The sequence below is a fragment of the Candidatus Riesia pediculischaeffi genome (assembly GCF_002073895.1).
Taxonomy (GTDB): Bacteria; Pseudomonadota; Gammaproteobacteria; order Enterobacterales; family Enterobacteriaceae; genus Riesia; species Riesia pediculischaeffi.
In genome coordinates, this window is sequence record NZ_CP012839.1 from 540137 (window position 1) to 566667 (window position 26531).

The window sequence follows — 26531 nt, forward strand, 5'->3', positions numbered from 1 at the left end:
GATAAAAGGTACTCCGGGGATAACAGGCTAATACCGCCCAAGAGTTCACATCGACGGCGGTGTTTGGCACCTCGATGTCGGCTCATCACATCCTGGGGCTGAAGCAGGTCCCAAGGGTATGGCTGTTCGCCATTTAAAGTGGTACGCGAGCTGGGTTTAGAACGTCGTGAGACAGTTCGGTCCCTATCTGTCGTGGGCGTAGGAAGATTGAGAAGAGCTGCTCCTAGTACGAGAGGACCGGAGTGGACACACCTATGGTGTTCAGGTTGTCGTGCCAACGGCATCGCCTGGTAGCTAAGTGTGGTCGAGATAACCGCTGAAAGCATATAAGCGGGAAACTTACTTCAAGATTAATCTTCCCAGACTCGAGAGAGTCTCTTAAGGAACGTTCGAGACTAGGACGTAGATAGGCTGGATGTGTAAGCGTAGCGATGCGTTGAGCTAACCAGTACTAATGATCCGAGAGATCTATTCCAACTGTTGAAGATGTCAAACGATTCGAATATATTCGGTAAAGATAGCTTGTTTTACAAAGATTTTAATCCGCATATAACGGTCTTTGCTTTTGTCCGGCAGCGATGACGCGATGGAACCACCTGAACATGATTTATCCATTCCGAACTCAGAAGTGAAACTTCGTGGTGCCGATGGTAGTGTAGTCTCTATGCGAGAGTAGGAAACTGCTGGACATACTTTTCGATGTGAAAGGAATGAGGTATGTTTTTTTTATTTTTGGGTGGATTGAAAAGATCGCGTACATTGTTGATAATACAAAACCTTATGATAGAGATCTTTATTTATCTGTAGGAATATCTGTCGATGAATAGTAATGTTCAATATGTTGTTTATAGAATATCTGATATATATCAAAGGAAATGTGTTCATTTAACAAGATAACTTATGTTTTGTTAATCATACTTTTAAGATTGCAGATTTTGTTGTGGTATGGGAAGAATGGAATTATCGAGAGAGATGTTCTACAAAGGGAAGTGCAGTGTATTACGATGAAAAATTATTCGATCAAAGATAGAACATCTTCTATAGGTTAATCGATTTTAAATTTATAGTTTGATCTGATTTCATCGTTCTTTTTATGAAAGACATAGCATCAGATATTTTTTCAAGTACGATCAACGGTACGTTTACATTATTTACGAAAAAAAAATATGAGTTATTTTAATGATGTTAAAGAATCATCCAATAAAGATAGCAGTCGTTATACCGGCGGCAGGAAGAGGGGTCCGAATGAATTTGGGATTTCCGAAACAGTATTGCAAGATTGGAGAAAAGACGATGATCGAGCACACTTTGTCCATTTTTCTAGATCGTCCAGAGATCTCTAAGATAATAGTTTGTATTATGGATGATGATTATTTATTTAGAGACTTGAATATCTCGAGAGAACCTTGTGTTCAAGTTGTTGTTGGAGGAAAAAAAAGGGTATATTCTGTTCTATCGGGGTTAAACCACTTACTAAAATCGTCTTTTGATAGATTTTTAACATGGGTGATCATACATGATGCATCTCGACCTTGTCTGAGAAGATCTGATCTAGAAAAAGTTGTCAGATTCATCTTTAAGAACGCAGGTTCTACGATTTGTGGTGGTATCTTAGCCAATCCTGTAATCAATACGATCAAGAGATCAACTTTTAAAAGTGGAAATATAATAGAGGGTACTCTGGATAGAAAACATTTATGGAATGCTATGACTCCGCAGTTTTTTCCTTTATATCTGATACAAAAATGTATCGTTTATTCTTTGTCTAGGAACGTCATCATCACCGATGATTCTTCTGCAATGGAACTTTGTGGATATCATCCTGAGATTATTGTAGGTCAATCAGATAACTTGAAAGTAACCATAGAAGAAGATTTAAAATTGGCCCATTTTTACCTATACGATGATGATCGTAGAACGTTCAGATCATGAGAATTGGACATGGTTTTGATGTACATAGGTTTGAAGGTAATGGACCGATCTTGTTGGGTGGTGTGTCTTTACCTTGTCTTAAGGGTGTATCATCTCATTCTGATGGAGATATATTGTTACATGCCGTAATTGATTCTATATTAGGAGCTGCTGGCATGGGTGATATCGGGGTGTATTTCTCTGACGATGATGCAAGGTTTAAAGGAATCAGTAGCAGGGTTCTTCTACGAAGAATCTGGAAGAAAGTTAGGAGGATGTATAAGATTGGAAACATCGATGTAACCATAATCGCCGATTTTCCAAAGATTCGAATGCATACTGAAAGAATGAAGGAGAATATATCTCTCGATCTTAGTTGTTCTGTGGATGATATCAACATCAAATCGACAACTACAGAAAACATCGGTTTCTTTAAAAAAGAGATGGGAATCGCTTGTGAAGCGGTCGTTTTGCTTGAAAAACTTTAGTTGTGAATAACATTTTATAAGATAACGATTATTCAAAATATGAGATGATTGAATGATTCATACTTTTCTCAAGATGATCTCGTCGAAATCTGTTTTTGACATGAATCTACAACATCTTTTGTACTAAACAGCAACGCTATATACACGTTATTTTGCAAGGATGTTCGACGATCCGGTATGTTTTATTCGATCTCATGAAATATAAAGATAAAAAAGTTTTTTCTGAAAAAATCATCGATTGGTACCTCTCGATAGAGAGGAGATCTCTACCATGGAATCAGGATAAATCGATCTACAAGGTATGGGTATCCGAAATCATGTTGCAAAGAACAAGAGCATCTTCTGTGATTCCTTATTTTAACCGGTTCATAAGAAGGTTTCCTGATGTTCAGTCGATAGCCGATTCGAGCGTAGATGAGGTATTATACTATTGGTCTGGTTTAGGATATTATGCAAGGGCTAGGAATATGTATAAAACTGCTAAGGAGATCGTCAGAAGATTTAATGGAACCTTTCCAACCAACTTTAAACAGATTAATACGTTTCCCGGTATAGGAAGATCTACTGCTGGTGCAATTTTGTCTATTTCAAAGGATCTACCGTTTCCTGTGTTGGATTCTAACGTGAAGAGAGTTTTGATACGATTTTTAGGGTTACAAGATGTTCCTACAAGGGAGTCTGAGGACAAATTATGGTGCACCGTAAGTAATTTGGTTCCGAAAACGAATTCTGGAAAGTTCAATCAGGCAATGATGGAGTTAGGATCAGAAATTTGTCTACCTTTAAAAAAACCGATCTGTAACAGGTGTCCATTAGTGGACGAATGTATTTCTTCTTATTCAAACAATTCGTCGAAAAAATTATCACCTTCGTTGAGTAAAAAAAATAAATTTAAGAATAGGAATATCTGGTTCCTCATATTGAGGAGAATGAACTTTTTCTTTCTAAAAAGGGTTTCTTATGGGAGGTTGTGGAAAGGATTGTATATATTTCCAAAATTTTCCTCGATCGATCTATTGAAGCAATTTTTGACGGAAAAAAAATTGTATGATTCGGTAAATGAGATCATCGAGTTAAATGCTATCTCACATTGCTTTAGCAATGTCAGATTGAAAATATTCCCGATACAATTAGATATCAAAAATTTAGAAGGATTCTCAAACTTTATGGAAGATGACGAAATATGGTATGATGGGAGTCATCAGAAGATAGGAATTCCGAAACCGGTACATCTTCTGATGAGACAAATTGGTCACTTTTAGAGGAACGATTTTACTGTAAATATTAGAAATGTCTAAAATATACTGTAGGTTTTTTAAAAAAGAATTGACTCAACTGGACAGTCAACCGTTTCCAGGAAAACTTGGAGAACGAGTTTTGAAGGAAATATCAAAGGAAGCTTGGAATCTCTGGATGGTTCGACAGACCAACTTGATCAATGAGAATAGAATGGATACATCCTCTATCAAGGATAGGATGGTGATTATGCAAGAGATGAAAAATTTTCTTTTTTCTGATCAATCAGGGAAATCTCATATCCCATTTTAGGACGGTATCCTTTTGGATCATCGACGATAAATTTAGTCTCACTTTATGTAATCACGTTATGAACAATAGAAATATCGATGATACGGTCGATAACGACAACAATATGTTTTCTAAAGAGTTGAACGTATTTCGTGAGAAACTTCCGAACGTTTTGATCGGTACGATAGCTCTCATCAAGAAGATCGCCGCTAAGATTCACTGCTCTTTAAATCTTTTAGATGAGATTAGATCCTCAGCGATCATCCGTGCTTCGGAGGAAATAATAGAGAATAAACATGAAGACAAGTTCTTTTTGACAGTTTGGCAGATGGGTTCTGGAACTCAAACTAATATGAGCGTGAATCAAGTAATTTCCGATAGCAAATCAGATCATACTTTCAAAAGGTGGATCATCTAATAATAAAGTTCATCCTATAGATCACGTCAACAAAGGTCAAAGTTCCAATGACGTATTTTTAAGTGCCATGCATATCTCTTCTTTTCTATCTATTAAGAGGAGCTTATTACCCAGCATAAAAACTCTAACAGATGCTCTTAAAGAGCAATCTATGAGATTTCGCAAAATTATCAAGGTAGGACGTACTCATCTACAAGATGCGGTACCAATTACTTTGGGTCAGGAGATATCAGCTTGGTCTGCCTCTTTATCGAACCATCTAAAAAATTTGCAAGGATCTATTGTAGATTTGCTTGAGCTTCCAATCGGAGGAACTGCGGTTGGAACAGGAGTTAATTGTTTTTATGGTTTTGATAGAATGATGGTTGATGAGATCTCCAATGTCTTACATGAAAATTTCCTGGTATCTCGCAATAAATTTGAGTCGATATCAACTTGCAATGCTATGGTGAGTGTACATAGCGTACTGAAATGTTTAGCGATATCGATGATGAAGATATCTAACGATATCAGGCTTCTTTCGTCCGGTCCGAGATGTGGGATAGGAGAAATTCATATCCCAAATAACGAACCTGGTAGTTCTATCATGCCTGGAAAGATGAATCCTACTCAATGCGAGATAATGAACATGATTTGCGCTCAAGTTTTAGGAAACGATGTGGCAATCAATATAGGAGGATTCTCTGGTAATTTAGAGTTGAATACGTTTCGGCCGATGATCATAAATAACTTTCTGCATTCTGTTTATATTTTATCCGAAGGATTATCTAACTTTAACAGGTACTGTGTTTCTGGGATCCAACCGAATCATGAGAGAATCGATCGTTTATTAAAAAAATCTTTGATGTTAGCCACCGCTCTAAACCATAGGATAGGATATGATCGATCCGTCAAAATCGTGAAGATGGCTCATCAAAGGGATCTCACAATTTATCAAGCAAATAAGATTTTAGGATATCTAAGTGAGCAAGAGTTTTTGAAGTATACCGATCCTAAAAAGATGGTCCATCCTGAGAAGATATGAGGACGTCCTATTTTTCAAGATATCTAAGATTTCTTAAGAAAGTTCTTTTGATAGAAGTGAAATATGATATCGTTAAAGATCTTTGAATGAGATAAAAACGGAGCATGCGAAGCATCCTTGATGATAACATGTTGAGATCTCGGAACTAACTTATCGATTGAGGGTATGACCGATTTTGGAACTATCTGATCACACCCTCCGTAGATTCTTAGGAATGGCTTTTTTAATCCAGAGATGGAACTTCTGAGATCAGTATCTTTCAATATCTTCATCCAAAACGATAAGGATCGTAGTGTTGGTTTAGGATGACGAAGGATGGAACTCTTCAATTTCTCCGTGTTTTTTTTGGCGTTGGTTGATCTGAGATTTTGTACGATAAGAAATCGTTCAATCGCACTTTCAAAATCATGGTTAAGTTGATACATGAAGTTGTTCAATGATTTTTTTGTTAAACCTGGCCATACGAACAAGTTCTTCTCCTCTCTTATGAAGTAAAGAGAGGAAGCGACTGTGATTAAAGCGGAAACCTTATCAAAATACTGCAACGCAATCTTAGCAGCTATCAGTCCTCCCAAAGACCAACCTAACCAGATGGAGTTCTCTGGAGCACCGTTCCATATGTTTTGTACGATCCTTTCGATCGAACGAATTGATACATCATGGTTATGTCCGTGTCCGGGTAAATCAATCATATGAAATTGGAAATTTTCATCTTTTTGCACAACGTTCTTCCATATTTCAGAATTCATACCGAACCCGTGGATCAGTACGACATTTTGTTTTCCATGACCAATCGTCTGCCAAAATAACTTTTTCATCTTGAATGAATATTTTTTATATTTTAACTATCTTTTTCTTATGTTCTATTTGTCGAAATGTGAGATCGAATCAGTTCAATATTTGATGATATTTAACCAATCGTATTTAAACCTTCTCTTCGTTCCTTCTAGCGCTTCTGAAATCTTTTGATGTACTAATTGATCGTTTCGGATACCGACGCAATGACTCCTATATCCTTTCAATAGCAGTTCGACAGAATACGCTCCCATTCTGGATGCGAGAACACGATCACAGGCGACTGGCGTTCCTCCTCTCTGTACATGCCCTAGTATCGTTGCTCTTGTTTCATGACCTGTTTCTCTCTCAATATGTCGTGCTAACTTATTCACATCACATATGTATTCGGTGATTGCAACAATCGCATGTCTTCCTCCCCCTTTAACAAGACCATGCTTGATTTTCTTCAACAGTTTTTTCTCATCGAATGGTATTTCTGGTAAAACTACAAACTCACATCCTCCTGCTATGGTTGCAGATAGGGTAAGATCTCCACAGTAACGACCCATTATTTCGACGATGGAAATTCTTTTGTGTGAAGTAGACGTATCTCGCAATCGATCTATAGCTTCCACTATGGTGTTCAGTGCCGTAAAATATCCAATAGTGTAATCGGTGCCAGCGACATCATTATCGATAGTTCCTGGAATTCCTATGCAAGGAAATCCACAATCGATGATTTTCTTCGCCCCTCTGTAGGATCCATCCCCACCTATTACGATCAAAGCATCTATTCCGTTCTTTTTCATATTATCTATTGCTCGATCTCTGATCATCACATTGCTTTTGAACTCTGGAAATCTAGCCGATCCTAAAAAAGTTCCTCCCTTACTTATGATTTCTGATACAGTTAAGTGATCTAATTTTTCAAATTTGTTTTTATATAACCCCATATACCCGTCATAAATTCCATACGCCTCCAGCCCTTTAGAAATGCTCATCTTAACTATACTTCGAATTGCAGCATTCATACCAGGAGCGTCTCCTCCACTTGTTAAAATTCCTATTTTTTTTATTTTTCTTCGATTCATAGGAACCTCAAATTATCTGTTTAATTTTTTTTTGATCGAATATACCTTCTTCTATATCTTTATATCTAGATGAAATGAAAATAGATCAATCGGAACTGAACACATCATACGATATAATACATTCTTTCTAAATTGGATAAGTATCGTAACAAAGCAAAAGAGAGATTTACATTCTGTAAAAAATCGGATTTTGACGAGATTTAGAGAGATGATCATTGAAATCCTGAAGAGTGTGAACAAAAAATATTATGATATATGAATATCTCTTGGAGAAAATATGGTAAGTTAGAGAGAATGTTGCGATCTATAAAATTTAACTTTTCCTATTGATCGAACAGATCTTTTTATTCAATGTTCTGAATATGTTCCCTCACCTGATCGACTAATACCTTTATTTCAATCGCTAAATTGATGATCTTAACATGGTTCGATTTGGAAGAAATGGTATTTGATTCCCTATTAATCTCTTGAAATATGAAATCTAATTTCTTTCCGATAGGAAAATTCTTTTGTATTAGATCCTTTGAGAGATGGACGTGTAACGCAATTCTATCTATTTCTTCAAGGATATCCGCATGGCGTACAAACGTAAGAATGTCTTTCTTCAAGAAATCTACATCGAAACTTTTATCTAGGTGTAAATTCTCTAACTTTTCTTTTAATTTATCCTGATTGATACGTTCAAACTCAGGTATAAAAGAACGTATTCTATAGATTATTTTTTCTATCTTCTCTAATTTTCCATGAATGAGGTTCTTTACATTCTCTCCTTCTTTTACTTTATATAAGATAAGATCTTCTATCAACAAAGATAGGTTGCATGATAGAAGGTCTTTAAACTCTTTTATATTATCATGTTTACCACTTTGATTTCGGATTACACCAGGCCAATTGAGGAGATCCATCGAACAACTTCGATCGATCTTGATATTTTCTTCAATCCATGTCAGGAATTTGGAAAGTTTTATAACTAGACGTTTATCGATAAACATCCGATAATTTTGATCAAAATATTGATTTCTTTCAAACCGTAATGTGAATCTCAACCTTCCTCGATTGATCCTCTTTCGAATAAAATCTTCTATGAAAAACTCTAAATGTTGTATTTCAGTTGGTAAATGTATAAGAATATCTAAATATCTATGGTTAAAAGAAAAAATTTCTAGACAGAAATCACCGAAATTACTATCCACACACCTTTTTGCATAAGCTGTCATTCCTAACATTTGATCCTCCAGTTTCGAATAAAAAGCTACAATTAAATTTGATCTACCAAATTTTAACTCGTAGCATTTTATTTCATGATATAGTTGTGTATATCTAGCTCTCAAAAGGATCAATAAATAAGTTGATTCATACCATCTTAATTTATGATCTTATTCTCTTCAAAGGGAACAGATTTCACCTTTACAACCTTTGTTGGATGTGAATTTCTACAAAGTTAGAACATTCCGATATGTAAACTATTAGGAAAAGATCACTTCGTAAAATCATCTTCTCTTTAGAGAGATTTTTAAGAAACTTAGTAAGATCATGTTTGAAAACTATGATTACATAATAATCTAACTTTTTAAATCAGATAATCATCTATAAAACCTTCGTACATGTTTATAATTTTATATCCCAGAATGACCAAATCCTCTGTTATTCCTACTGGAAATTTTTGAAAAAGATTGCACAATCTCAAATTCTACTTTCACGATGGGAAAGAAAACAATTTGAGCGATCCTATATCCAGGTTGAATCAAGAAGTCATCCTTACCATTGTTCAAAATGGGTATCATGATTTCTCCTTGATAATCTGAATCTATCAATCCGACAGAATTATTCAATATTATTCCAAATTTATGCGCTAATCCAGATCTTGGAAGAATGATAGCTGCCATTTCTTCATCTTCCATATGTATCGCAATCCCAGTTGGTAGTAACACCGAATCTTTCGGATGTAAGTTGATCGGATCATCTAAAATGACTCTGATATCTAATCCAGCAGATCCAGAAGTTGAATATTGAGGTATCGATATCGCTTTTCGCGCGTAATCTTTAAGTATTTTGATGTTTACTCTTTTCTTCATAACGAGGTAAAATTTTGCTGAGAAGCTGATGGCTGATTTTAATCTTGTGATCATACGGTATGAACTCAAATTTATCCTTCGACCAAACTAGATGTAAAGAATTTCCTTCTGTATGAAATCCATGATTTTTTAAAGCAATATTATTCGCACAAATCAGATCTAAATTTTTATTTGTTTTCTTGATATAAGAGTTTGATATAAGATTTTCCATACGTGTCTCTGCTGAAAACCCGATGGTGTAAGGACGATCGCTGTTCATTCTTCCTATATTTTTGATAATATCAGGATTCTTTGTCAAGGTTAATTGAACATTTTTCAGATCGCTATCAATCTTTTCTTCTGAAAGGAACTGTTTCGGTCGGTAATCGGAAACAGCAGCACATCCTACAAAGATATCCTGTTTTTTGATGATCTTTTGTACTTCTTCGTTCATTTCAAGCGCGCTTATCACGTTGATCCGATGGACACAGGGAGGCGTATCTAGATGAACAGGTCCTGAGATTAATGTGACTTCAGCCCCCCTCTCAGCGGATGCTTGAGCAATTGCGAATCCCATTTTTCCTGAACTATAATTACTTAAAAACTTCATCACATCTATCTTTTCTTGAGTAGGACCTGCAGTGACCATTATTCGAATTCCCTTCATATCTTGATCATATTGAAATAATCTTGAAGTTAAATTAACGATTTGGATCGGTTCTATCATTCTTCCTAATCCAAATCCACCACAAATTTGTTCACCTTCACATGGTCCCCAGATTAACATACCTCTGCTTTTGAGAATACTAATATTTTTTTGTGTAGTTTTAGATTGATACATCTGCTTGTTCATCGAAGGAGCGATCGCTATCTTTTTTTCAGATTCAGCAGCTAGACAGATGGCTGTTAGAAGATCGTTTGTCATACCGATGCTCATTCTTGCTAATAGATCAGCTGTAGCTGGAGCTAGCAGTATTAAATCTGCCCATCTTCCAAGATCTATATGTCTTATAGAACAATCTTCTTGGTTATCAACGATCATTCCATTTCGATTTTCTAGAACAGGATATCCAGAAATTGCCTGTAAAACTAATGGTGTTACAAACAATCTGGCCAAATCTGTCATGACGACTTTCACTTCGGCACCCTCTTTTCGGAAGATACGAATCAGTTCTGGAATCTTATATGCCGCAATGCTACCGCTGACACCTATTAATATTTTTTTATTCTGCAAGTTATTCATAATATATCTGAGAAACAAAATAATTTTTAGAACGTTAAATAAGCTTCACCGAAGAATTCTCCATTGCACATTCGTTTAAAATTACAAGATACAATGATCGTTAAAACTCGATGTTCATCATCGTAAAAATCACTCTAAACTGAACGTTAAATTTTCTGTAATATCGCAGAATTAATCTTTCTTTTTGTTTTCGGTATGATGGCAAGATATTTTTCGTTGAAAATATTTTCTCTAATAATACCTCATCATATGAGATAGTCCTTTCTTCATGAAATTTATCATCACATCCTTACGTAACGTTGGTATAAGGAACCTATGAAATGTTCATGTAATCGAAAAACTTTATCAATTCTATCAAACTTTAATCTAGTTCATCTTTCTAAGGTATTTTCTTCTTAAGAAAGAAAACAAAAAAAATAGAAAGCCAGACAACAGTAAAGATAATGGAGTAAAAATAAGTATTTTTACAATTTTATTCTCATAACGGTGAAAAACATTACTGATGCTCAAAAAATATCCAACGCTGATCAATACGAAAGTCCAAGTGATACCACTGATCCAGTTGAAGATTTGAAATTTTTTATGTGAAAAACCAAGAAATCCGGTTATCATCGGCAAGATAGTTCGAACAAATGCTAGAAAACGGCCAAGAAACAGTGCGAACAATCCGTAATTTTCCAAAAGAAGATGAGCTTTCTTTTGATATTTTTTACAAAAAAACATAGCTCCGAATTTATCATTTTTACCAAACCATCTTCCTTGAAGATATCCTATCCAGGATCCTAGACTGGTTCCAGCAGTTAATACAACGATTGTTTTAAAAAAATCAATTTTATTTCGTGCTATTAACAACCCTGTAAGTATCAACAAGCTATCTCCCGGTAAAAAAGATGCGAAAAGTAGCCCATTTTCACAAAATAAGATGAAAAACAACACGATATAAATTGTACACTCTGAAGAAGAGTTTATTATATCACCAAAGTCTTGATACCAAATCGAAAGGAAGATATTTTTAATCAACTTCATTTCATTTTCCAGTTCTTATGTTCTAGCATATTAAAGATTACGGATGGAAAACAATAGCTTATCTTGATGATAAGTTTGCTTTAACTCTTATGAAACAAGCATAAATCCCCTTCAGAATCTTACCTGTATCGATATATTCTATCATCGATGAATTTAAAAACTATCTTCTAAAAGTTAGGAGAACTTCGATCTGTTGAAAATTCACTCTCATTGAGTGAACTACATTTAAAAAACTGTTCCGTTTGTCGGAATCGGAGTCAACCTATAAGCCAGGTTCTGTCTAGGACAATCATTTATCTATCGATCGAGATCGATTTTTAGCGGCCTACCATGGTTATAATTAGGGCATATCACCTATTTTGGCCTTGCTCCAGGTGGAGTTTACACTGCCATGAAATGTTACCATATCATGCGGTGCGCTATTACCGCACCTTTTCACCCTTACCAATAATGGCGGTTCTTTTCTGATGCACTTTTCGTAAGTTCACACTTCCCAGATCGACTGCCGTCTCTCTGGCACCTCGCCCAAAGGAGCCTGGACTTTCCTCTGTTTTAAATTTCTATAACAGCGATTGTCTAGTTGACTCCTTTTGAATATTATCGATACAGTTTAGTTCAGTCATCATTCTATAGATCGTTAAGTGTTTGACGGTTCTTGATGATAAAGTTGTATAAATAATTCTTATCTATATTGCATGCTTTTCCGACAATTTGAACGACACCCTTCAGTGACAAAAATTTTAAAAGGTGGACAAGCAACTTTTGAACATCCGAGTTGATTTTATTATCGGTTCGCTCTCTTTCAAACGACTTTTTTATCTTGTATCCTTCAACGATTAACACGATTTCTCCTTTTTGTTTTATTTCTCCTCTCTTTATCAATTCTATCAAATATCCTGCGGTACCTGTTTGAAACGATTCCCAAAGTTTCGTGACTTCTCTTGCTAAAACTACCTTTCTTGAATTTCCAAAAATGTTCAAAATGCATTCTAATGTGTTTAAGATTCTCCTTGGAGATTCATAAAATATTAAAGTTCTTGATTCTCTGTCAAGCTGTTTCAGCTTTTTACTTTTGGATAGTTTCTTTCTTGGTAAGAAACCTTCATAACAAAATCTATCGGATGGCATTCCTGAAGCGGATAAAGCGGTTATAGCAGAGCATGCTCCAGGTAATGGAATGACCCTGATCGATTGTTTGATACATTGAGAAACAAAATAATATCCAGGATCATTAATCAATGGAGTTCCGGAGCTTGACACAATAGCAACCTTTTTTCCTTTGGATATGATGGATACTAGTTTACCCGTTAAGAATAGTTCATTCTCCCTATTGAGGGTTACTATTCTTTTTCTTATTTGATAATAGTTTAATATCGGTAATGTACGACGAATATTTTCGACTGCAATTAGATCCACTTCTTTTAGAACATTTATTGCTCTTAAAGTAATATCTTCCAGGTTACCAATTGGAGTGGGAACAATATATAAAGATGACATCAGATTAAAATCGCTTATTGAATATGTTCTTTTTAAGGATTATGTTAGCGATCAAAAAAAGACATAAAATCTCGTAATATATACAGATTTTGAAGATCCTATCGATGTTTGATCTTATTCATGGATCATATCCTTAAGGTAAAATTTTTTTCAAAAAGATTACTATTTGAGAATTAAGAACCTTATTTTCCAATAAATGTTAAATGAATTTTCAGCACATCTTTAACAATTCTATCACATTAAAACGTTTTTAACGAATATTTAACATCAAAACGGTCTATCATCGACTCTGTATACGATGTTGAAAAATTTCAATTTTTTGAACCTTCTATGTTAACTAAAATTTATAGAAGTTATACGGTGAAGAGTAAAAAACATAATCTAAGAAATACGGTTATAGAAATTTCTTAAGATCATCTAACTTTTAGAGTGATGTAAGAATATTCTTAAATAATAGATGAAATTAGAGCTATATGAAAATTTATAAATCGATCAAAAAGTTAGGATCATCGGTATCTTATCGCTACGCATGATAAGGTACTTCCTATGGTAACAATGTTAAAACTCCGAACGTGCAAATCTGAGCAATTTGTTTGAAACCATGAAACTATATAGCTATCCCTTTTTAACGAAACAGAACCTTTTATCTGTGTCAAATATAAAACGGGGAAAACTAATTGACAACGATAAAACTTCTTTTTGAAATATCTCAAAATCATTTTATTAAAAACGAATGAATCGAAAGTTATAAAAGGCATACAACGTATTACGAAGATGTCCTAATCGTGCTGATTCACACGATATGACGTATAAGATCATTTTAATAAAACGTTACCATTATTTAAAACATACGCGATCTATTCAAGAATTGTTCATATAGAAGTTTTGAAAAACCTTAGAAAGGTGCAAATAAAAATCATAAACCGACTTGATTACTATCTCTTAGAATATTGTGGTTTTTTTCGAGACTTTCGGAAACCAACCTTCTTTCTTTCCACTTCCCTGGAATCCCTAGTGATAAAACCAAGTTTTTTTAACTTTGCAGAAAAACTTTCCCTATATTTCAACAATGCTCTGGATATCCCATGTCTTATCGCACGAGATTGACCAGATCCTCCTCCTCCTTTCACGGTAATATACAAATCCATTTTTTCTGAAATATCTAAAGCTCTTAATGGTTGCTGAACACAATCTCTCTCTGATTCTTTGTTGAAATAAATCAAAACGCTCTTCTTGTTAATCAAAATCTTCCCTTTTCCATTCTTAATGAACACTCTAGCGGAAGATGACTTCCTTCTTCCTGTTCCATAATAAATATAATTTTTTTGATTCATGTAGGTCTAAATAATTATTTTTGGCTTATTAACATGATGTCTATGTACTGCTTCTGAATATATCTTCATTCTTAAGTACATTCTTTTTCCTAACTTATTTTTCGGCAACATTCCTTTAACCGCATATCTTATTACTCTATCGGGATATCGTTCTATCAAGTTTTTGAAACTAATCTTTTTTAGTCCTCCTACATATCCTGTATGACGATAGTACTCCTTCAGGTTCCTCTTGTTTCCAGTTACTAAAATTTTCTTAGAGTTAGTTACGATAACATAATCTCCAATGTCAACATAAGGTGCATATTCCGACTTATGTTTTCCCATTAAGTAGTAAGCTATACGACTAGCAATTCTTCCTAAAATTTTTCCGCTAACATCAAAAATATACCAGTTTCTTTTTATCATTTTGATAATAATCTCTGCATTCATTGTCACTTCAAACGAAAGACTTTAGCGTACCTGTAAATCACATGGTACAAACATCCTCAAAGTCTTATAAAGAGGGTCATCTTTCTGAACGATCCATCCTAACGATTAAAAAATGATCAGATTATCTAATTTATACTAAATCTATCGATATGACTCCAGATTTCTTTTATTGTACCATATATTACATATTGATAACCTATATTATCAAAAATAGTTAGGATAAAATCGAATATTTTTAAAACTTTTATATCTGAGAACTATAATGAAATTCATAAGAAGTCTTTATCTGATATGTGGTGTTTTTGATATAAAGAGTGTATGTTTATAATATACGAATAAAATGCAGGTCGATGTTTTTTTGCAAAAAAATTTCATTTCTAAAAGAAAATAATAAGCAAGAAAACGATTTCATAGGAATTATCTGAAAAGCTCTTATCATGATGATCTTTAAAGTTTTTAGGAATGTTTAAATCTATATGATATATCATGTTCCCATAGGAAGAAATCGGTTACAAAAATGAGTACAAGTAAACTTTCGGTTTAATCTAAGGATAGATATGGAATGAATGTTGCTTTTAAATTTTCACTGTTAAACATAATTCTAGATTAAAAAATATGAAATTTTTTCGTAATTTGGTTTGCCTTAAAAGAGTATTCTATGATCAAGAAAACTTCTACGTGAAGAAAATCAAGAAAAATATTACTCAGATTATCGTAATCATATCAATAGTTTCATTTTTTTCTGAATTGAAAGCAATTGATGACACATATATCAGATCGAATCAACAACAGATTGTACCTAGTTTAGCTCCGATGTTAGAAAAAGTTCTTCCTGCTGTCGTTAGTATTAGAGTTTCTGGTACGAAAATTCATAACCAGCAAATTCCAGAAGAATTTAAATTTTTCTTTGGACCGAATTTTCCTTCTCAACAACAAAGCATACGTCCTTTCGAAGGGATTGGATCTGGCGTAATAATCGATCTAAAGAAAGGATACGTTATAACCAACAATCATGTGGTAGATAATGCTAAAGATATACAGATCCAACTAAATGAAGGTGTAGAGATAGGTGCTAAACTAGTTGGAAAAGATACTTTAGCTGATATTGCGTTGTTACAAATCAAGAATTTGACACTAAAAACGATCAAAGACCTTCATCTAAGAGCTATCGAGATTGCAGATTCTGACAAAATTAAGGTAGGAGATTTTGTAGTAGCAGTAGGAAATCCATTTGGAATAGGTCAAACTGCAACATCAGGGATCATCTCTGCACTGGGAAGAAGTGGATTAAATATAGAAGGTATAGAAAATTTTATCCAAACAGATGCTTCGATCAACAAAGGAAACTCAGGAGGAGCTTTAGTAAACTTGAACGGTGAACTGATTGGAATTAATACAGCGATTCTAGCTCCCGGAGGAGGAAACATCGGGATAGGATTTGCGATCCCTTCGAATATGGTAAGATCGTTAAGCAATCAAATCATCAAGAATGGTGAAGTAAGAAGGGGATTTTTAGGGATCAAAGGAACGGAACTTACTTCTGATATTGCAAGAGCTTTGAATATCGATATTCAGAGAGGTGCTTTTGTAAGTGAGGTAATTCCCAGATCTTCTGCTTACAAAGCTGGTATTCAACCGGGAGATATCATCGTTAGTATGGATGAAAAAAGAATCAATAGTTTCGCTGAACTACGTGCTAAAGTTGGCGTTGCAGAAGTCGGAAAACTGATAAAAATAGGTATCCTTCGAAAAAGAAAGCTAATAAACGTTACTGTTATATTAGAGCTTGATGAATCATATTATCGAGATCTCAAAAAGATTACAGTTTCCATTTTAGGGGCAACATTTAGCAATGGTACAGAGAAGCACTTGAAAGGGGTTAGGGTAGAGAACGTATCATCGAATTCTACTGCACAATCCATCGGACTTAAAAAATATGATTTCATCATCACCCTCAACGAAAATAGGGTTGAAAATATTGTTCAGTTTCAAAAAATCATAGATAAAAATCCAAAAGCACTCGCTTTCAATATTCTCAGAGAAGGAAGGAACATATATCTTCTTTTTCGTAAAAGTGGATACTGATAAATAATCTTCAATTTCGTAAAATGGTTTGTGAAATATAATATCTTACAGAAATCATCCAATTTACTTTTAAGAAATTCTCTTAATTTTAGCTCCAACGGATCTCAGTTTAATTTCTATATTTTCGTATCCTCTATCAATATGATGGATGTTCCTGACGTTCGTTCTTCCATCCGCAATACATCCTGCTAATACCAAACTGACCGATCCCCTAAGATCGTTGCATGAAACATTCTTTCCGATCAATCTCTTCACACCGCAACAAAACACCTGGTTTCTTTCGATAAACGCATTTGCTCCCATTCGAACTAGTTCTGAAACGTGCATAAATCGATTTTCAAAAATTGTCTCCGTAATCACACTTTTTCCAATTGCTATCAAATTTAATAAGGTAAATTGCGCCTGCATATCTGTCGGAAAACCAGGATAAGGAGATGTGACGAAACTTACTGCCCTCGGTCTTTTTCCATGAGTATCTAACTTGATCCAATCTTTTCCTGTCTGAACATTTGCTCCAGTTTGGCGTAATTTCAAAATAACATCTCCAAGAAGACTAGGGTTCGTATTTCTACAGGTTATGGATCCTTTCGAAATAGAAGCTGCTACTAAAAAAGTTCCGGTTTCAATTCTATCTGATGAAATCCTATATTTTCCTCCTTTTAATATCTCAACACCTTCTATCTTTATCTCATCAGTTCCAGCTCCCGTGATTTTTGCTCCTATTGAGTTAAGAAAATTAGCCGTATCAACGATTTCTGGTTCACAAGCAGCATTTTTTATAACAGTTTTTCCTATTGCTGTAACCGCAGCTATCAATATAGAAATTGTCGCTCCAACACTTGTCGTTCGCATGAATATTTCAGCGCCGGTTAGCTTTTTTTTTAAATACGCTATCAATTCATCTCTTTTAATTTCAATTATCACTCCCATTTTTTTTAATCCATCGATATGAAGGTCGATCGGTCTTTTTCCAATTTGACATCCACCAGGAAAAAAAATCCTTCCCTTTCCGAATCTCGCGATAAGAGGAGATAACGCTAAAATAGAAGCTCGAATACTTTTGGACAAACCGTGGGGTACATAAAAATCTTTTATAGAACTGGTTTCAATGGAAATGTGCTGTTCTTTTAATGTGATTCTAGCTCCAAAATTAGTGATGATCTTAACTGCAATTTCAACATCTTTTATTTTTGGAACGTTATATAAGGTTACACTGTCGTTGGCTAATAAAGAAGCAAACAATATGGGCAATGCAGAATTTTTCGATCCGGAAATGAATACCGTTCCTTTCAATCTAGTCGGTCCATCTAATTGAAATATGCTCATATCAATTCAATTTGATACAGATATCTTATCGCATCTATGGCGTCAATTAAGATAATTTATGTACCGTTCTCCCATTCTTCGACAGAGCATATACGAACTGAAATCGCATGAATAGACCCATTTTTGATATGATCTTTCAATACGCTATATACCATTCTCTGTCCTTTCAACGCACCCATTTTTTTAAGTCGATCGTCAATTATAAAAATTTTCAAATAACTTTGATTTCCATCGACAAATATCTGATTTGGATTTAATGAATCATTTAAAATATCTCTAATTTCTTTTATCTCCATCGTTAATTTCACAAAAAATAGGTAACACATACTTAAGAAAGATAAGATAATTTTTTCTAATAATCAATACGAGCAAAAATTAATTATGTGTGCTTTAATATAATGATCTCAACAGGAAGATTATCGATGTAAGAACGTTAAATGTTCATAATTGAATCAATTCAATACCTGAAACGTATAAATTTGCAAAAAAAGTTGATTTCTATAATCTTCTTTTGATGTATGATGGGTGAGATGACACTAATTCTTCATCCAGAGTTAAAAATAATATCGAATGATATTTTGATCAACAAGATGAAAATATCAGTAGATGAAATAGATCATATATAATATAATGAAAACTTCCGTAGTAATTTAACAACGATACTCAAAATCTTTAAACGGACCATTACTTACATACAATATATAGTTTTAAAAATCAAAAGATCTAAATATGAAATGACTTGATCAGACAGTATTTATTTTTTGAAAGGATAGTTCTTTATAGTGTTGTGAAGATTGTTTATTTTTCTTTATAGAAAATATCATATACATGTATATCAAAGGTGTTGTTCAGATCAACAGATAAACATTCCAATTTAAATTTTTAAAGCACGATGTTTTATAAAATGTGAGTTTAAGAAAGATAGTAGAAAAATAATTTTTATCTTGAAATCGATTTGATAGCATCTTCAAATCTTAAGATCTTGTGTTCAGAAATATAAAATAGGCTGATTCGTACTTTTGGTAAAAAATTGATTAACATGTCGACATATTTTTGTAGTCAAATGATATGATTGCCGGTATTTTAAGTGAAATTCAACTCAAATATGCATAGTTTTTTAGGAAACACGAAAATTTTAAAAAAAGCATGTAGGACAAAGTTGCTAATTTGTGATTGCGATGGAGTTATGACGGATGGACTGATTTATGTTGGAAGTAACGGAGAAGAAATTAAAACGTTCAATATCCAAGATGGATATGGTATTCGATGTATACAAAAAATAGGTGTAGAAGTTGCAATCATTAGCGGCGGTGTATCTAAAGTTTTAGAGAACAGATCTAAATCACTTGGTATCAAATATCTTTACCAAGGATGCTATGAAAAAGAGGAAGCGTACTTCGATTTAATAAATAAGGCGAATGTTGAACCTAAAAGTGTCGCTTACATTGGAGATGATGTTATAGATTTACCGGTGATGCTGAAGGTAGGTTTCTCTATTGCCGTTCCTAACTCTCATCACATGATACTGCAAAAATCAGATTATATCACTAGAAAATTTGGAGGAAGTGGTGCTGTTAGAGAAGTATGTGACATAATTCTATTTTCTAAAAAAAATAAAGATGTTGACCTTTCAGATGATTGTTATTCTCGCTAGAAATCGATTTACAGATGATATTTCAACAGTTTATAAATGATGATAATCATACTTAGAATGATATTAGAAAAAACAGACATCAAGGATATGGTTAATAACTTTTTGACCCTACTGGATCCCACAATATTAAAAAATCCATTCGATATCGAATAAAACAGAATATTGTATAGAAGAGAATGTACTCCAAAAGGTGTTCCTTGAAAGAGATCGCTCAGCAGTCCGAGAAAGAAGTTTTTCCAAACGAAAGTTTTTTGATCGAATGAAGATTCGTTCCAAATGAAAAACAGAGTCAGCACGGTCAAGTTGGTTTGTAATAAAGTGATATCTTATGATCTCCGATCAAATACGTTTCAAAAAATAAAGAAAGTAGGAACAAAGGTAAACATCTTTTTTTTTTAAAAGAAAAGTTCATTTTATCTTCCGTCGATTATTATAGATTCAACTCTATTCGTATGATTTAAATGATACGAGATTAAGAAAAAGATTATTCCAGTTATTACCTCGCAATAACAATAAAATCTAGCTTTTGTAAATCGATCATAGGTTTCGCGAAGTACTCTATTTTAGAAAATGTTGAACCATGTTTTTCATGTGAAATCAAAGCAACTGGATAGCCTCTTGGAAACTTTCCACCTAATCCGGAAGTTACGAGAACGTCCCCTTGTTGAAATGTATGATTTTCTGAAAAAGAATCTAATTTTAGATCGTTTCCGTATCCGTTTCCAAATGCAATCATACGAACTCCATTTCTTTCACATTGAACAGGTATAGCATGCGAAGTATCGCATATTAAAAGAGCGCGGCTGAACAATTTTCCTGCAAAGATTACTTGTCCAACCACTCCATGTTCGTTCAATACTACTTGACCTACCTTGATACCATGGTATAAACCTCTATCAAATAGGATCTGGTTAGTATAAGGAGTTTTGATATTCAATATAACCTCAGCAGTTATCACGCCTCCTTTTAGGAGTTCAGAAAGATTTAACAACTTTCTCAACTTGTTGTTTTCTTTTATGACAGCTTTAGCGAATTCAATTTCTACCCGATCGTATGAGCATTGTTTTCTTAAGATTTTATTTTCGAAGATCAGTTCCTCTTTCTCACTGATCAAATTGTACTTTGTTTCGAAAAATATCTTTAGATCTTTGATAGTTCTGTAAAAAGGGTTTATCACGTTATCTAAAAGTTCATTTGAACGTTCAAAAAACTGATTAGCAAGTTTTTTTGGGCAGATTTCTTGAGTTAGAATAATAAAAATAGAAAGTGATATCGTTAAAAAATATTGTAAACGAAATTTATTCCTCTGAAAAAAATTTTTTTTATCGTACAATCTCATAGTATAATCTAAATAACGTGTTCTATTTGCTATCATTCGTAATTCAAGAAATCTCCTTCATAGTTATCTATCATCTCTAAAGCTTTTCCACCCCCTCTTGCAACACAAGTTAGCGGATCTTCTGCAATGATTACAGGAATACCTGTCTCTTCTTTTAACAATCGATCTAAATTATTCAAAAGCGCTCCTCCTCCGGTCAAAACCATACCCTTTTCAGAGATATCGGATGCAAGTTCCGGAGGTGCTTTTTCTAAAGCTAACATTACAGCGCTTACAATACCACTAAGAGGTTCCTGAAAGGCCTCTAATATTTCATGAGAAGTCAATAAAAAACTTCTTGGAACTCCTTCGGCCAAATTTCTTCCTCTCACTTCAATTTCTTGGGATGGTTCTAATTGATATGCAGAACCAATGGTATGTTTAATACGTTCAGCTGTAGCTTCTCCAATCAAAGATCCGTAGTTTCTCCGAACATAATTAATAATAGCTTCATCGAATTTATCTCCGCCTATCCTGACAGAAGAAGAATACACTACTCCATTTAATGAGATTACAGCAACCTCAGTTGTTCCTCCCCCTATGTCGATCACCATGGATCCGGTCGCTTCTGAAACTGGTAATCCAGCTCCAATAGCCGCCGAAATAGGTTCTTCTATCAGTAAAACCTCTCTCGCTCCTGCACTTAAAGCGGATTCTCTAATAGCTCTGCGTTCTACTTGAGTAGCTCCAAATGGTACACAGACTAATACCCTTGGACTTGGTCGAATGAAACTATTACTATGTACCTGATTAATAAAATACTGTAACATTTTTTCTGTGATGTAAAAATCTGCAATTACTCCATCCTTCATGGGTCTAACTGTTATGATGTTTCCAGGAGTTCTTCCTAGCATTTGTTTTGCTGAATGTCCAACAGCTGCTACACTCTTATAAGAACCAGATCGATCCTGTCGAATAGCTACAACGGAAGGCTCATCCAAAACTATCCCTTGTCCTTTAACATAAATTAAGGTATTCGCCGTACCCAAATCTATGGAAAGATCGTTCGAAAATATTCCTCTAATTTTTTTAAACATATTTATATTTAATCGGTATTAGTTCAATTATTATAGTTAGATATGGAACTATTGTTATATTTACTGTGCTACCTAATCTAATCTATTTATTTCGTAGTGATCGAGATACATCAACATATTTTGGATTTTAATTTACGCAAAAGATGATTTAGAACTAATCACAATAGAGAAGAATAATCCTTTTTTGTGTTAATACGAGAGTTTATTTTTAAAAAAAATTCTACTATACTGATATTTTCACCTTGCTAAGTACAATACGATTGTATTATGTTAATTACACTGTTTATCAAATTGATAATCTGTAATTTTCCTAACAAATCAATTAAAATCCTCATATGATTTTTATGTAAAAATTTCTTTAAAAATATGAAGGTAATATTTTTAATTAGAACTTTTTTAATGAAACTGTAGAAGATAGTTCTTTACTATGAAAGTATTATCGATAAATAAAGTTACATACGTATTATCTGATAAAGATCGATGAGATTGATATGTTTCTCAGTTACTTCAAAGTGTAACATATAGTTCGGTTATTTATCACATTAAAGATAGATAAAAATGATTTTATATGTACAATGTTTCGTCGTAACTTAGTTCCAACAAAAAAATGTTTTTTATTTTTTTAATTAGAAAATTAAAATTTAGATTGTTTAAATAAATGACCTACAAAAACTGTGACTTTCATATTTTGCTGATTAACGGACCCAATATGAACGTTCTTGAGAGAAGAGAAAAAGATTTATATTTGGGAATTAGTTTGAAAGAAATTATTGGTAAAATGAAAAAAAAAGCAAAAAGAATCGGAGTATCTTTAACCTTTTTTCAATCTAATGCAGAACATGAAATTGTAGATTTGATTCATTCCTCTTATAAGAACATTGATTTTATTTTGATTAATCCTGGAGCGTTTGCACATACTAGCATTGCTTTGAGGGATGCTATGTTATCTTCTGCAGTTCCATTTTATGAGATTCATGTTACAAACATATATTCAAGAGAGTCATTTAGAAAAAAATCTTATCTTTCTGATATAGCAGAAGGGGTGATTTGCGGATTTTATGGTCAAGGTTATATTTATGCTTTAGAAGCAGCCGTCAATTTTTTGTCGATAAGAGGATCGCTTTCTATGAAGAAAAATACGGAAACACGTGATGGATATCCGAAAAATAAAAAAAATCATTGAAATAATTCAAAGATTCGATATTTCTGAAATTGAAGTCTCTAAAAATGGAGAGTCGATTAGAATTAAGAAGATGAAAAATGTTCAATCTCAAAATATCGAGATAAATCAATCGAAAACTATCAAAAACATAAGTGGAGAACATAAAAATGATGTTTTTCAAGATGAAAAAAAAGGTGATCTCTACGTAAAAAAGGAAAGAGAACATGTTATTCGATCACCTATAATAGGAACTTTTTATAGATCCTTTCATGTCGATTCGAAGCCTCTTATAAGAGTTGGACAACATGTCAAAAGAGGTGATGTTTTATGCGTTATAGAATCTATGAAAATTATGAATCAGATCAGATCTGATCAATTCGGTACCGTAAAAGAAATTTTGCTAAAGGACGGAGATATTGTGGAGTTTAATACACCTTTGATGATCTTAGAAATTGGTGATACGCAGGAAAATGTTTAAGAAGATTGTTATAGCAAACAGAGGAGAGATTGCTTTAAGAATATTAAGAGCTTGTAAAGAACTCAATATCAAGACCGTAGCCGTTCATTCAGTAGTCGATAGACAATTAAAGCATGTTTTGCTAGCGGACGAATCGATCTGTATAGGTCCATCGAAGATTTCAGAAAGTTATCTCAATATCCCTTCGATTATCTCCGCTGCTGAGGTGACTAATGCGGATGCGATCCATCCAGGTTATGGGTTTTTATCAGAAAACGCTGATTTTGCAGAAAAAGTAGAAAAGTCAGGCTTTATTTTTATCGGGCCAAGTCCTAATACGGTCAGAAGAATCGGAAATAAAATATCTGCGATAAAAATTATGAGAGAAATTGGAATTCCGTGTTTATCTGATTTTGATCATCCGCTAGATGGAAGTCTTAGAAACAGCAGGAAAATCGCACAAAAAATAGGATATCCCGTAGTGATTAAACCCTCCTTTGGAGGTGGTGGACTTGCGGTTAACATGGTTAAAGATGAAAAGGAGCTACATGAAATAATCCATTTAACTAGAAGAGAATCAGGTATTCTATTTCAGAATGATGAAGTTTACATGGAAAAATTCTTAAAAAATCCACGTCATATAGAGATTCAAATATTATCGGATGGTAAAGGTAATGTTGTCCATTTATCTGAAAGAGATTGTTCCATACAACGTCGTCATCAGAAGATAATTGAGGAAGCTCCTGCTCGTAACGTCGAGAAGAGTATTCTCGATGAAATTAAAAAGCTCTGTGTACGAGCTTGTATCGAGTTGAACTATAAAGGAGTTGGAACATTCGAGTTTTTATACGAGGATCAAAAACTCTATTTCATCGAAATTAATACAAGAATTCAAGTTGAACATACCATCACTGAGATGATCACTAATTTTGATATAGTAAAAGCTCAGATCAAAATAGCAGCTGGAATTCCTTTAGAAATTACACAAGAGGACGTTCGTATTTCTGGACATGCTTTAGAGTGCAGAATAAATGCGGAAGATAGTATTAATTTCTCCCCTAGCTCCGGAAAAATAACAAGGCTGCATGTCCCAGGAGGTTTAGGAATTCGATGGGAATCTCACATCTATACTGGATATCATGTTCCACATTACTACGATCCCATGATAGGAAAACTCATTTCTTATGGAGAATCTAGGGAGATCGCTATCTTAAGGATGAGGAATGCTCTCTCTGAGATTATCATTGATGGGATAAAAACTAACATTGATTTTCATCGAAAAGTGATTAATAGCGATCTGTTTCTTCTTAGATTTTAAGTCAACCTCGTCGTCGAGGAATATGACGATTTTAATTTATTTTCAAGATTAACATATTCGAAATTACATGAATCATACTTGGTTAGGAATGATAAGGTACGGTAAATTTTAATAACCTCATTTCTGCAGAACTTTCGGAGATTCAATCAGATCTCTAATTTTTTTCATAGCATTTTTTTCTAACTGTCGAATTCTTTCGGCAGAAACTTTGTATTGTCTAGCAAGATCTTGAAGCGTTTTCCTTCCGGAATGATTCAACCATCTCTTTTTGATAATATCCTGACTTCTTTTATCTAGTTTAGATAGAGCTTGAATAAGTTTTTTGATCGTATGATTTTCCCAATTATCTTCTTCCAATAGCTCTGTAAATGTTGACCTATCTTCTAAGAACAATGGAGGATTAAGAAAAAGATCTCCATAGAAATTGTTTTCTTCTTCATTGACGTCAAACACCATATCTTGAGCGACCATTCTAGATTCCATCTCTCTAACATCTTTTTTAGAAACCCCCAACTTTTTTGCAACTGAATCGATTTCAGTCCTGTCAAACCAACCGATCTTATTTTTATTTCTCCGAAGATTGAAGAAAAGTTTTCTTTGTGCTTTCGTAGTAGCGACTTTAACGATTCTCCAATTCTTCAGAACGTATTCGTGAATCTCTGCTTTTATCCAATGAACTGCAAATGAAACTAGACGAACACTAGTGTTCGGATTAAATTTTTGAACCGCTTTCATTAGTCCGATGTTTCCTTCTTGTATCAAATCTGCTTGAGGTAATCCGTAACCTAAGTAATTTTTAGAAATATGGATGACAAACCTCAGATGAGAGAGTATAAGTTTCTTCGCTGCATGCAAATCTCTTCGATAATAGAATGAATTGGTATATTTCCTCTCTTCCTCAACGGTCAATATCGGATAACTGTAAGTAGTTCTTATATATGTTGATAGGCTATTACCTACAGCTAGAGAGAATGATCTATTTTTTATCATTTATGTCCCCTTGATGATGATTCAGAAAAATTTGAGTCATATTTTAACATCGTATGTGATGGGAGTAACGATCGATCTTGATACAGATAGATCATATTCTCTTATTTTCGACGATAGAAGATAGAAGAGGACATCTCATGGAGTTGTTAACGATTCCATCATCGAAGGTGACTATTACGATGTTCTTTCAGAACGGGATGTATATCAAAGTTTCTATAGATCGGTTAAAAAAAATTAATGACTATAATAACCGTTAAAAGAAATAGATCATCTGTTATCCATGGTGTTTGAACAAACAGTATAGA

General features: G+C 33.8%; 26 protein-coding genes, 2 rRNA genes and 1 other RNA gene (1 of these 29 cut by a window edge). 13 read left to right on the top strand and 16 right to left on the bottom strand.

The annotated features are described in order from the left end of the window. The 8 genes from AOQ87_RS02465 to AOQ87_RS02750 form a co-directional block, all read left to right on the top strand. Positions 1-476: ribosomal RNA gene (locus tag AOQ87_RS02465) — 23S ribosomal RNA — on the top strand; it begins 2445 nt to the left of the window's first position. 92 nt (positions 477-568) lie between these two features. Continuing rightward, positions 569-689, top strand: a 5S ribosomal RNA gene (gene rrf / locus AOQ87_RS02470). 490 nt (positions 690-1179) lie between these two features. Beyond that, the gene (ispD, locus tag AOQ87_RS02475; RefSeq protein ID WP_080626669.1) at positions 1180-1932 is read left to right on the top strand and encodes a 2-C-methyl-D-erythritol 4-phosphate cytidylyltransferase; all 753 of its coding nucleotides are present in this window, start codon (positions 1180-1182) and stop codon (positions 1930-1932) included. Next, positions 1929-2399, top strand: a complete 471-nt coding sequence (ispF, locus tag AOQ87_RS02480; RefSeq protein ID WP_080626670.1) for a 2-C-methyl-D-erythritol 2,4-cyclodiphosphate synthase — start codon at positions 1929-1931, stop codon at positions 2397-2399. Before ispD ends, ispF begins: the two co-directional genes overlap by 4 nt. A 194-nt stretch (positions 2400-2593) precedes the next feature. Next, positions 2594-3661: an A/G-specific adenine glycosylase gene (mutY, locus tag AOQ87_RS02485; RefSeq protein WP_080626671.1), complete on the top strand. Its 1068-nt coding sequence runs from the start codon at positions 2594-2596 to the stop codon at positions 3659-3661. A gap of 28 nt (positions 3662-3689) precedes the next feature. Beyond that, the gene (locus AOQ87_RS02490; protein ID WP_080626672.1) at positions 3690-3947 is read left to right on the top strand and encodes an oxidative damage protection protein; all 258 of its coding nucleotides are present in this window, start codon (positions 3690-3692) and stop codon (positions 3945-3947) included. A 58-nt stretch (positions 3948-4005) separates the two neighbouring features. Further along, positions 4006-4344 (top strand): lyase family protein, encoded by a 339-nt coding sequence (locus AOQ87_RS02745; RefSeq protein WP_185751046.1) that lies wholly within the window; start codon positions 4006-4008, stop codon positions 4342-4344. Between the two features lie 16 nt (positions 4345-4360). Next, positions 4361-5368 carry a lyase family protein gene (locus tag AOQ87_RS02750; protein WP_250637808.1) on the top strand — a complete coding sequence of 336 codons (1008 nt, stop codon included), beginning with the start codon at positions 4361-4363 and terminating at the stop codon, positions 5366-5368. A 23-nt stretch (positions 5369-5391) separates the two neighbouring features. Here AOQ87_RS02750 and bioH read toward each other — a convergent pair whose 3' ends face one another. From bioH to rplM, 10 genes are all read right to left on the bottom strand, one after another. Next, positions 5392-6186 (bottom strand): pimeloyl-ACP methyl ester esterase BioH, encoded by a 795-nt coding sequence (gene bioH / locus AOQ87_RS02500; protein ID WP_039719434.1) that lies wholly within the window; start codon positions 6184-6186, stop codon positions 5392-5394. Between the two features lie 75 nt (positions 6187-6261). Then, entirely contained in the window at positions 6262-7236 is a 975-nt protein-coding gene (gene pfkA, locus AOQ87_RS02505; protein WP_039719435.1) for a 6-phosphofructokinase, read from the bottom strand. A gap of 344 nt (positions 7237-7580) precedes the next feature. After that, complete coding sequence (locus AOQ87_RS02510) at positions 7581-8462, bottom strand: YicC/YloC family endoribonuclease (protein WP_185751047.1); 882 nt, start codon at positions 8460-8462, stop codon at positions 7581-7583. A gap of 390 nt (positions 8463-8852) precedes the next feature. Further along, a complete protein-coding gene (dut, locus tag AOQ87_RS02515; RefSeq protein ID WP_080626674.1) occupies positions 8853-9311 on the bottom strand; it encodes a dUTP diphosphatase in 459 nt (152 codons plus the stop codon). Next, complete coding sequence (coaBC, locus tag AOQ87_RS02520; RefSeq protein ID WP_080626675.1) at positions 9280-10533, bottom strand: bifunctional phosphopantothenoylcysteine decarboxylase/phosphopantothenate--cysteine ligase CoaBC; 1254 nt, start codon at positions 10531-10533, stop codon at positions 9280-9282. Before coaBC ends, dut begins: the two co-directional genes overlap by 32 nt. A gap of 366 nt (positions 10534-10899) precedes the next feature. After that, on the bottom strand, positions 10900-11559 hold the full coding sequence (locus AOQ87_RS02525; protein WP_039719439.1) for a DedA family protein: 660 nt from the start codon (positions 11557-11559) through the stop codon (positions 10900-10902). A gap of 249 nt (positions 11560-11808) precedes the next feature. Next, positions 11809-12147: RNase P RNA component class A (rnpB, locus tag AOQ87_RS02530), an RNA gene on the bottom strand. A gap of 39 nt (positions 12148-12186) precedes the next feature. Further along, on the bottom strand, positions 12187-13056 hold the full coding sequence (gene rsmI, locus AOQ87_RS02535; protein ID WP_080626676.1) for a 16S rRNA (cytidine(1402)-2'-O)-methyltransferase: 870 nt from the start codon (positions 13054-13056) through the stop codon (positions 12187-12189). Positions 13057-13991: 935 nt separating this feature from the next. Continuing rightward, the gene (gene rpsI, locus AOQ87_RS02540; RefSeq protein ID WP_080626677.1) at positions 13992-14390 is read right to left on the bottom strand and encodes a 30S ribosomal protein S9; all 399 of its coding nucleotides are present in this window, start codon (positions 14388-14390) and stop codon (positions 13992-13994) included. A 6-nt stretch (positions 14391-14396) separates the two neighbouring features. Continuing rightward, complete coding sequence (rplM, locus tag AOQ87_RS02545; RefSeq protein ID WP_039719443.1) at positions 14397-14819, bottom strand: 50S ribosomal protein L13; 423 nt, start codon at positions 14817-14819, stop codon at positions 14397-14399. A gap of 615 nt (positions 14820-15434) precedes the next feature. Between rplM and AOQ87_RS02550 the strand changes: the two genes are divergently transcribed. Then, on the top strand, positions 15435-16904 hold the full coding sequence (locus AOQ87_RS02550; RefSeq protein WP_080626678.1) for a Do family serine endopeptidase: 1470 nt from the start codon (positions 15435-15437) through the stop codon (positions 16902-16904). Positions 16905-16973: 69 nt separating this feature from the next. On the opposite strand, the gene murA is transcribed toward AOQ87_RS02550, so the two are convergent. After that, positions 16974-18230, bottom strand: a complete 1257-nt coding sequence (gene murA, locus AOQ87_RS02555) for a UDP-N-acetylglucosamine 1-carboxyvinyltransferase (protein WP_080626679.1) — start codon at positions 18228-18230, stop codon at positions 16974-16976. 56 nt (positions 18231-18286) lie between these two features. Then, on the bottom strand, positions 18287-18526 hold the full coding sequence (locus AOQ87_RS02560) for a BolA/IbaG family iron-sulfur metabolism protein (RefSeq protein WP_039719445.1): 240 nt from the start codon (positions 18524-18526) through the stop codon (positions 18287-18289). A gap of 809 nt (positions 18527-19335) precedes the next feature. Here AOQ87_RS02560 and kdsC point away from each other — a divergent pair. After that, positions 19336-19884 (top strand): 3-deoxy-manno-octulosonate-8-phosphatase KdsC, encoded by a 549-nt coding sequence (gene kdsC / locus AOQ87_RS02565; protein WP_039719446.1) that lies wholly within the window; start codon positions 19336-19338, stop codon positions 19882-19884. 8 nt (positions 19885-19892) lie between these two features. Here kdsC and mreD read toward each other — a convergent pair whose 3' ends face one another. From mreD to AOQ87_RS02580, 3 genes are all read right to left on the bottom strand, one after another. Further along, a complete protein-coding gene (gene mreD / locus AOQ87_RS02805; protein ID WP_080626680.1) occupies positions 19893-20180 on the bottom strand; it encodes a rod shape-determining protein MreD in 288 nt (95 codons plus the stop codon). Positions 20181-20380: 200 nt separating this feature from the next. Then, positions 20381-21259 (bottom strand): rod shape-determining protein MreC, encoded by an 879-nt coding sequence (gene mreC / locus AOQ87_RS02575; protein ID WP_236858658.1) that lies wholly within the window; start codon positions 21257-21259, stop codon positions 20381-20383. Beyond that, positions 21256-22299 (bottom strand): rod shape-determining protein, encoded by a 1044-nt coding sequence (locus AOQ87_RS02580; protein WP_039719448.1) that lies wholly within the window; start codon positions 22297-22299, stop codon positions 21256-21258. The genes mreC and AOQ87_RS02580 overlap by 4 nt, the downstream gene beginning before the upstream one ends. Positions 22300-22957: 658 nt before the next feature. Between AOQ87_RS02580 and AOQ87_RS02585 the strand changes: the two genes are divergently transcribed. The 3 genes from AOQ87_RS02585 to accC are packed head-to-tail and all read left to right on the top strand — an operon-like array spanning position 22958 to position 25236. Then, positions 22958-23482: a type II 3-dehydroquinate dehydratase gene (locus tag AOQ87_RS02585; RefSeq protein WP_080626681.1), complete on the top strand. Its 525-nt coding sequence runs from the start codon at positions 22958-22960 to the stop codon at positions 23480-23482. Then, positions 23451-23939, top strand: a complete 489-nt coding sequence (gene accB, locus AOQ87_RS02590) for an acetyl-CoA carboxylase biotin carboxyl carrier protein (RefSeq protein WP_039719449.1) — start codon at positions 23451-23453, stop codon at positions 23937-23939. The genes AOQ87_RS02585 and accB overlap by 32 nt, the downstream gene beginning before the upstream one ends. Beyond that, the gene (gene accC / locus AOQ87_RS02595) at positions 23932-25236 is read left to right on the top strand and encodes an acetyl-CoA carboxylase biotin carboxylase subunit (RefSeq protein WP_039719450.1); all 1305 of its coding nucleotides are present in this window, start codon (positions 23932-23934) and stop codon (positions 25234-25236) included. The genes accB and accC overlap by 8 nt, the downstream gene beginning before the upstream one ends. 117 nt (positions 25237-25353) lie before the next feature. On the opposite strand, the gene rpoH is transcribed toward accC, so the two are convergent. After that, positions 25354-26226 (bottom strand): RNA polymerase sigma factor RpoH, encoded by an 873-nt coding sequence (gene rpoH, locus AOQ87_RS02600; RefSeq protein WP_080626682.1) that lies wholly within the window; start codon positions 26224-26226, stop codon positions 25354-25356. Positions 26227-26531: the final 305 nt, after the last annotated feature.

Excerpts from the sequence above, each read along its gene's own strand:
- ispF (WP_080626670.1), top strand. The coding sequence starts at position 1,929 with ATGAGAATTGGACATGGTTTTGATGTACATAGGTTTGAAGGTAATGGA.
- AOQ87_RS02585 (WP_080626681.1), top strand. The coding sequence starts at position 22,958 with ATGACCTACAAAAACTGTGACTTTCATATTTTGCTGATTAACGGACCC.
- coaBC (WP_080626675.1), bottom strand. The coding sequence starts at position 10,533 with ATGAATAACTTGCAGAATAAAAAAATATTAATAGGTGTCAGCGGTAGC.
- mreC (WP_236858658.1), bottom strand. The coding sequence starts at position 21,259 with ATGATAGCAAATAGAACACGTTATTTAGATTATACTATGAGATTGTAC.
- murA (WP_080626679.1), bottom strand. The coding sequence starts at position 18,230 with ATGAGCATATTTCAATTAGATGGACCGACTAGATTGAAAGGAACGGTA.
- rpoH (WP_080626682.1), bottom strand. The coding sequence starts at position 26,226 with ATGATAAAAAATAGATCATTCTCTCTAGCTGTAGGTAATAGCCTATCA.
- dut (WP_080626674.1), bottom strand. The coding sequence starts at position 9,311 with ATGAAGAAAAGAGTAAACATCAAAATACTTAAAGATTACGCGCGAAAA.
- AOQ87_RS02525 (WP_039719439.1), bottom strand. The coding sequence starts at position 11,559 with ATGAAGTTGATTAAAAATATCTTCCTTTCGATTTGGTATCAAGACTTT.
- AOQ87_RS02510 (WP_185751047.1), bottom strand. The coding sequence starts at position 8,462 with ATGTTAGGAATGACAGCTTATGCAAAAAGGTGTGTGGATAGTAATTTC.
- AOQ87_RS02550 (WP_080626678.1), top strand. The coding sequence starts at position 15,435 with ATGAAATTTTTTCGTAATTTGGTTTGCCTTAAAAGAGTATTCTATGAT.
- AOQ87_RS02745 (WP_185751046.1), top strand. The coding sequence starts at position 4,006 with ATGAACAATAGAAATATCGATGATACGGTCGATAACGACAACAATATG.
- bioH (WP_039719434.1), bottom strand. The coding sequence starts at position 6,186 with ATGAAAAAGTTATTTTGGCAGACGATTGGTCATGGAAAACAAAATGTC.
- pfkA (WP_039719435.1), bottom strand. The coding sequence starts at position 7,236 with ATGAATCGAAGAAAAATAAAAAAAATAGGAATTTTAACAAGTGGAGGA.
- AOQ87_RS02580 (WP_039719448.1), bottom strand. The coding sequence starts at position 22,299 with ATGTTTAAAAAAATTAGAGGAATATTTTCGAACGATCTTTCCATAGAT.
- accB (WP_039719449.1), top strand. The coding sequence starts at position 23,451 with ATGGATATCCGAAAAATAAAAAAAATCATTGAAATAATTCAAAGATTC.
- rsmI (WP_080626676.1), bottom strand. The coding sequence starts at position 13,056 with ATGTCATCTTTATATATTGTTCCCACTCCAATTGGTAACCTGGAAGAT.
- rplM (WP_039719443.1), bottom strand. The coding sequence starts at position 14,819 with ATGAATGCAGAGATTATTATCAAAATGATAAAAAGAAACTGGTATATT.
- AOQ87_RS02490 (WP_080626672.1), top strand. The coding sequence starts at position 3,690 with ATGTCTAAAATATACTGTAGGTTTTTTAAAAAAGAATTGACTCAACTG.
- mutY (WP_080626671.1), top strand. The coding sequence starts at position 2,594 with ATGAAATATAAAGATAAAAAAGTTTTTTCTGAAAAAATCATCGATTGG.
- accC (WP_039719450.1), top strand. The coding sequence starts at position 23,932 with ATGTTTAAGAAGATTGTTATAGCAAACAGAGGAGAGATTGCTTTAAGA.
- AOQ87_RS02560 (WP_039719445.1), bottom strand. The coding sequence starts at position 18,526 with ATGGAGATAAAAGAAATTAGAGATATTTTAAATGATTCATTAAATCCA.
- rpsI (WP_080626677.1), bottom strand. The coding sequence starts at position 14,390 with ATGAATCAAAAAAATTATATTTATTATGGAACAGGAAGAAGGAAGTCA.
- kdsC (WP_039719446.1), top strand. The coding sequence starts at position 19,336 with ATGCATAGTTTTTTAGGAAACACGAAAATTTTAAAAAAAGCATGTAGG.
- ispD (WP_080626669.1), top strand. The coding sequence starts at position 1,180 with ATGATGTTAAAGAATCATCCAATAAAGATAGCAGTCGTTATACCGGCG.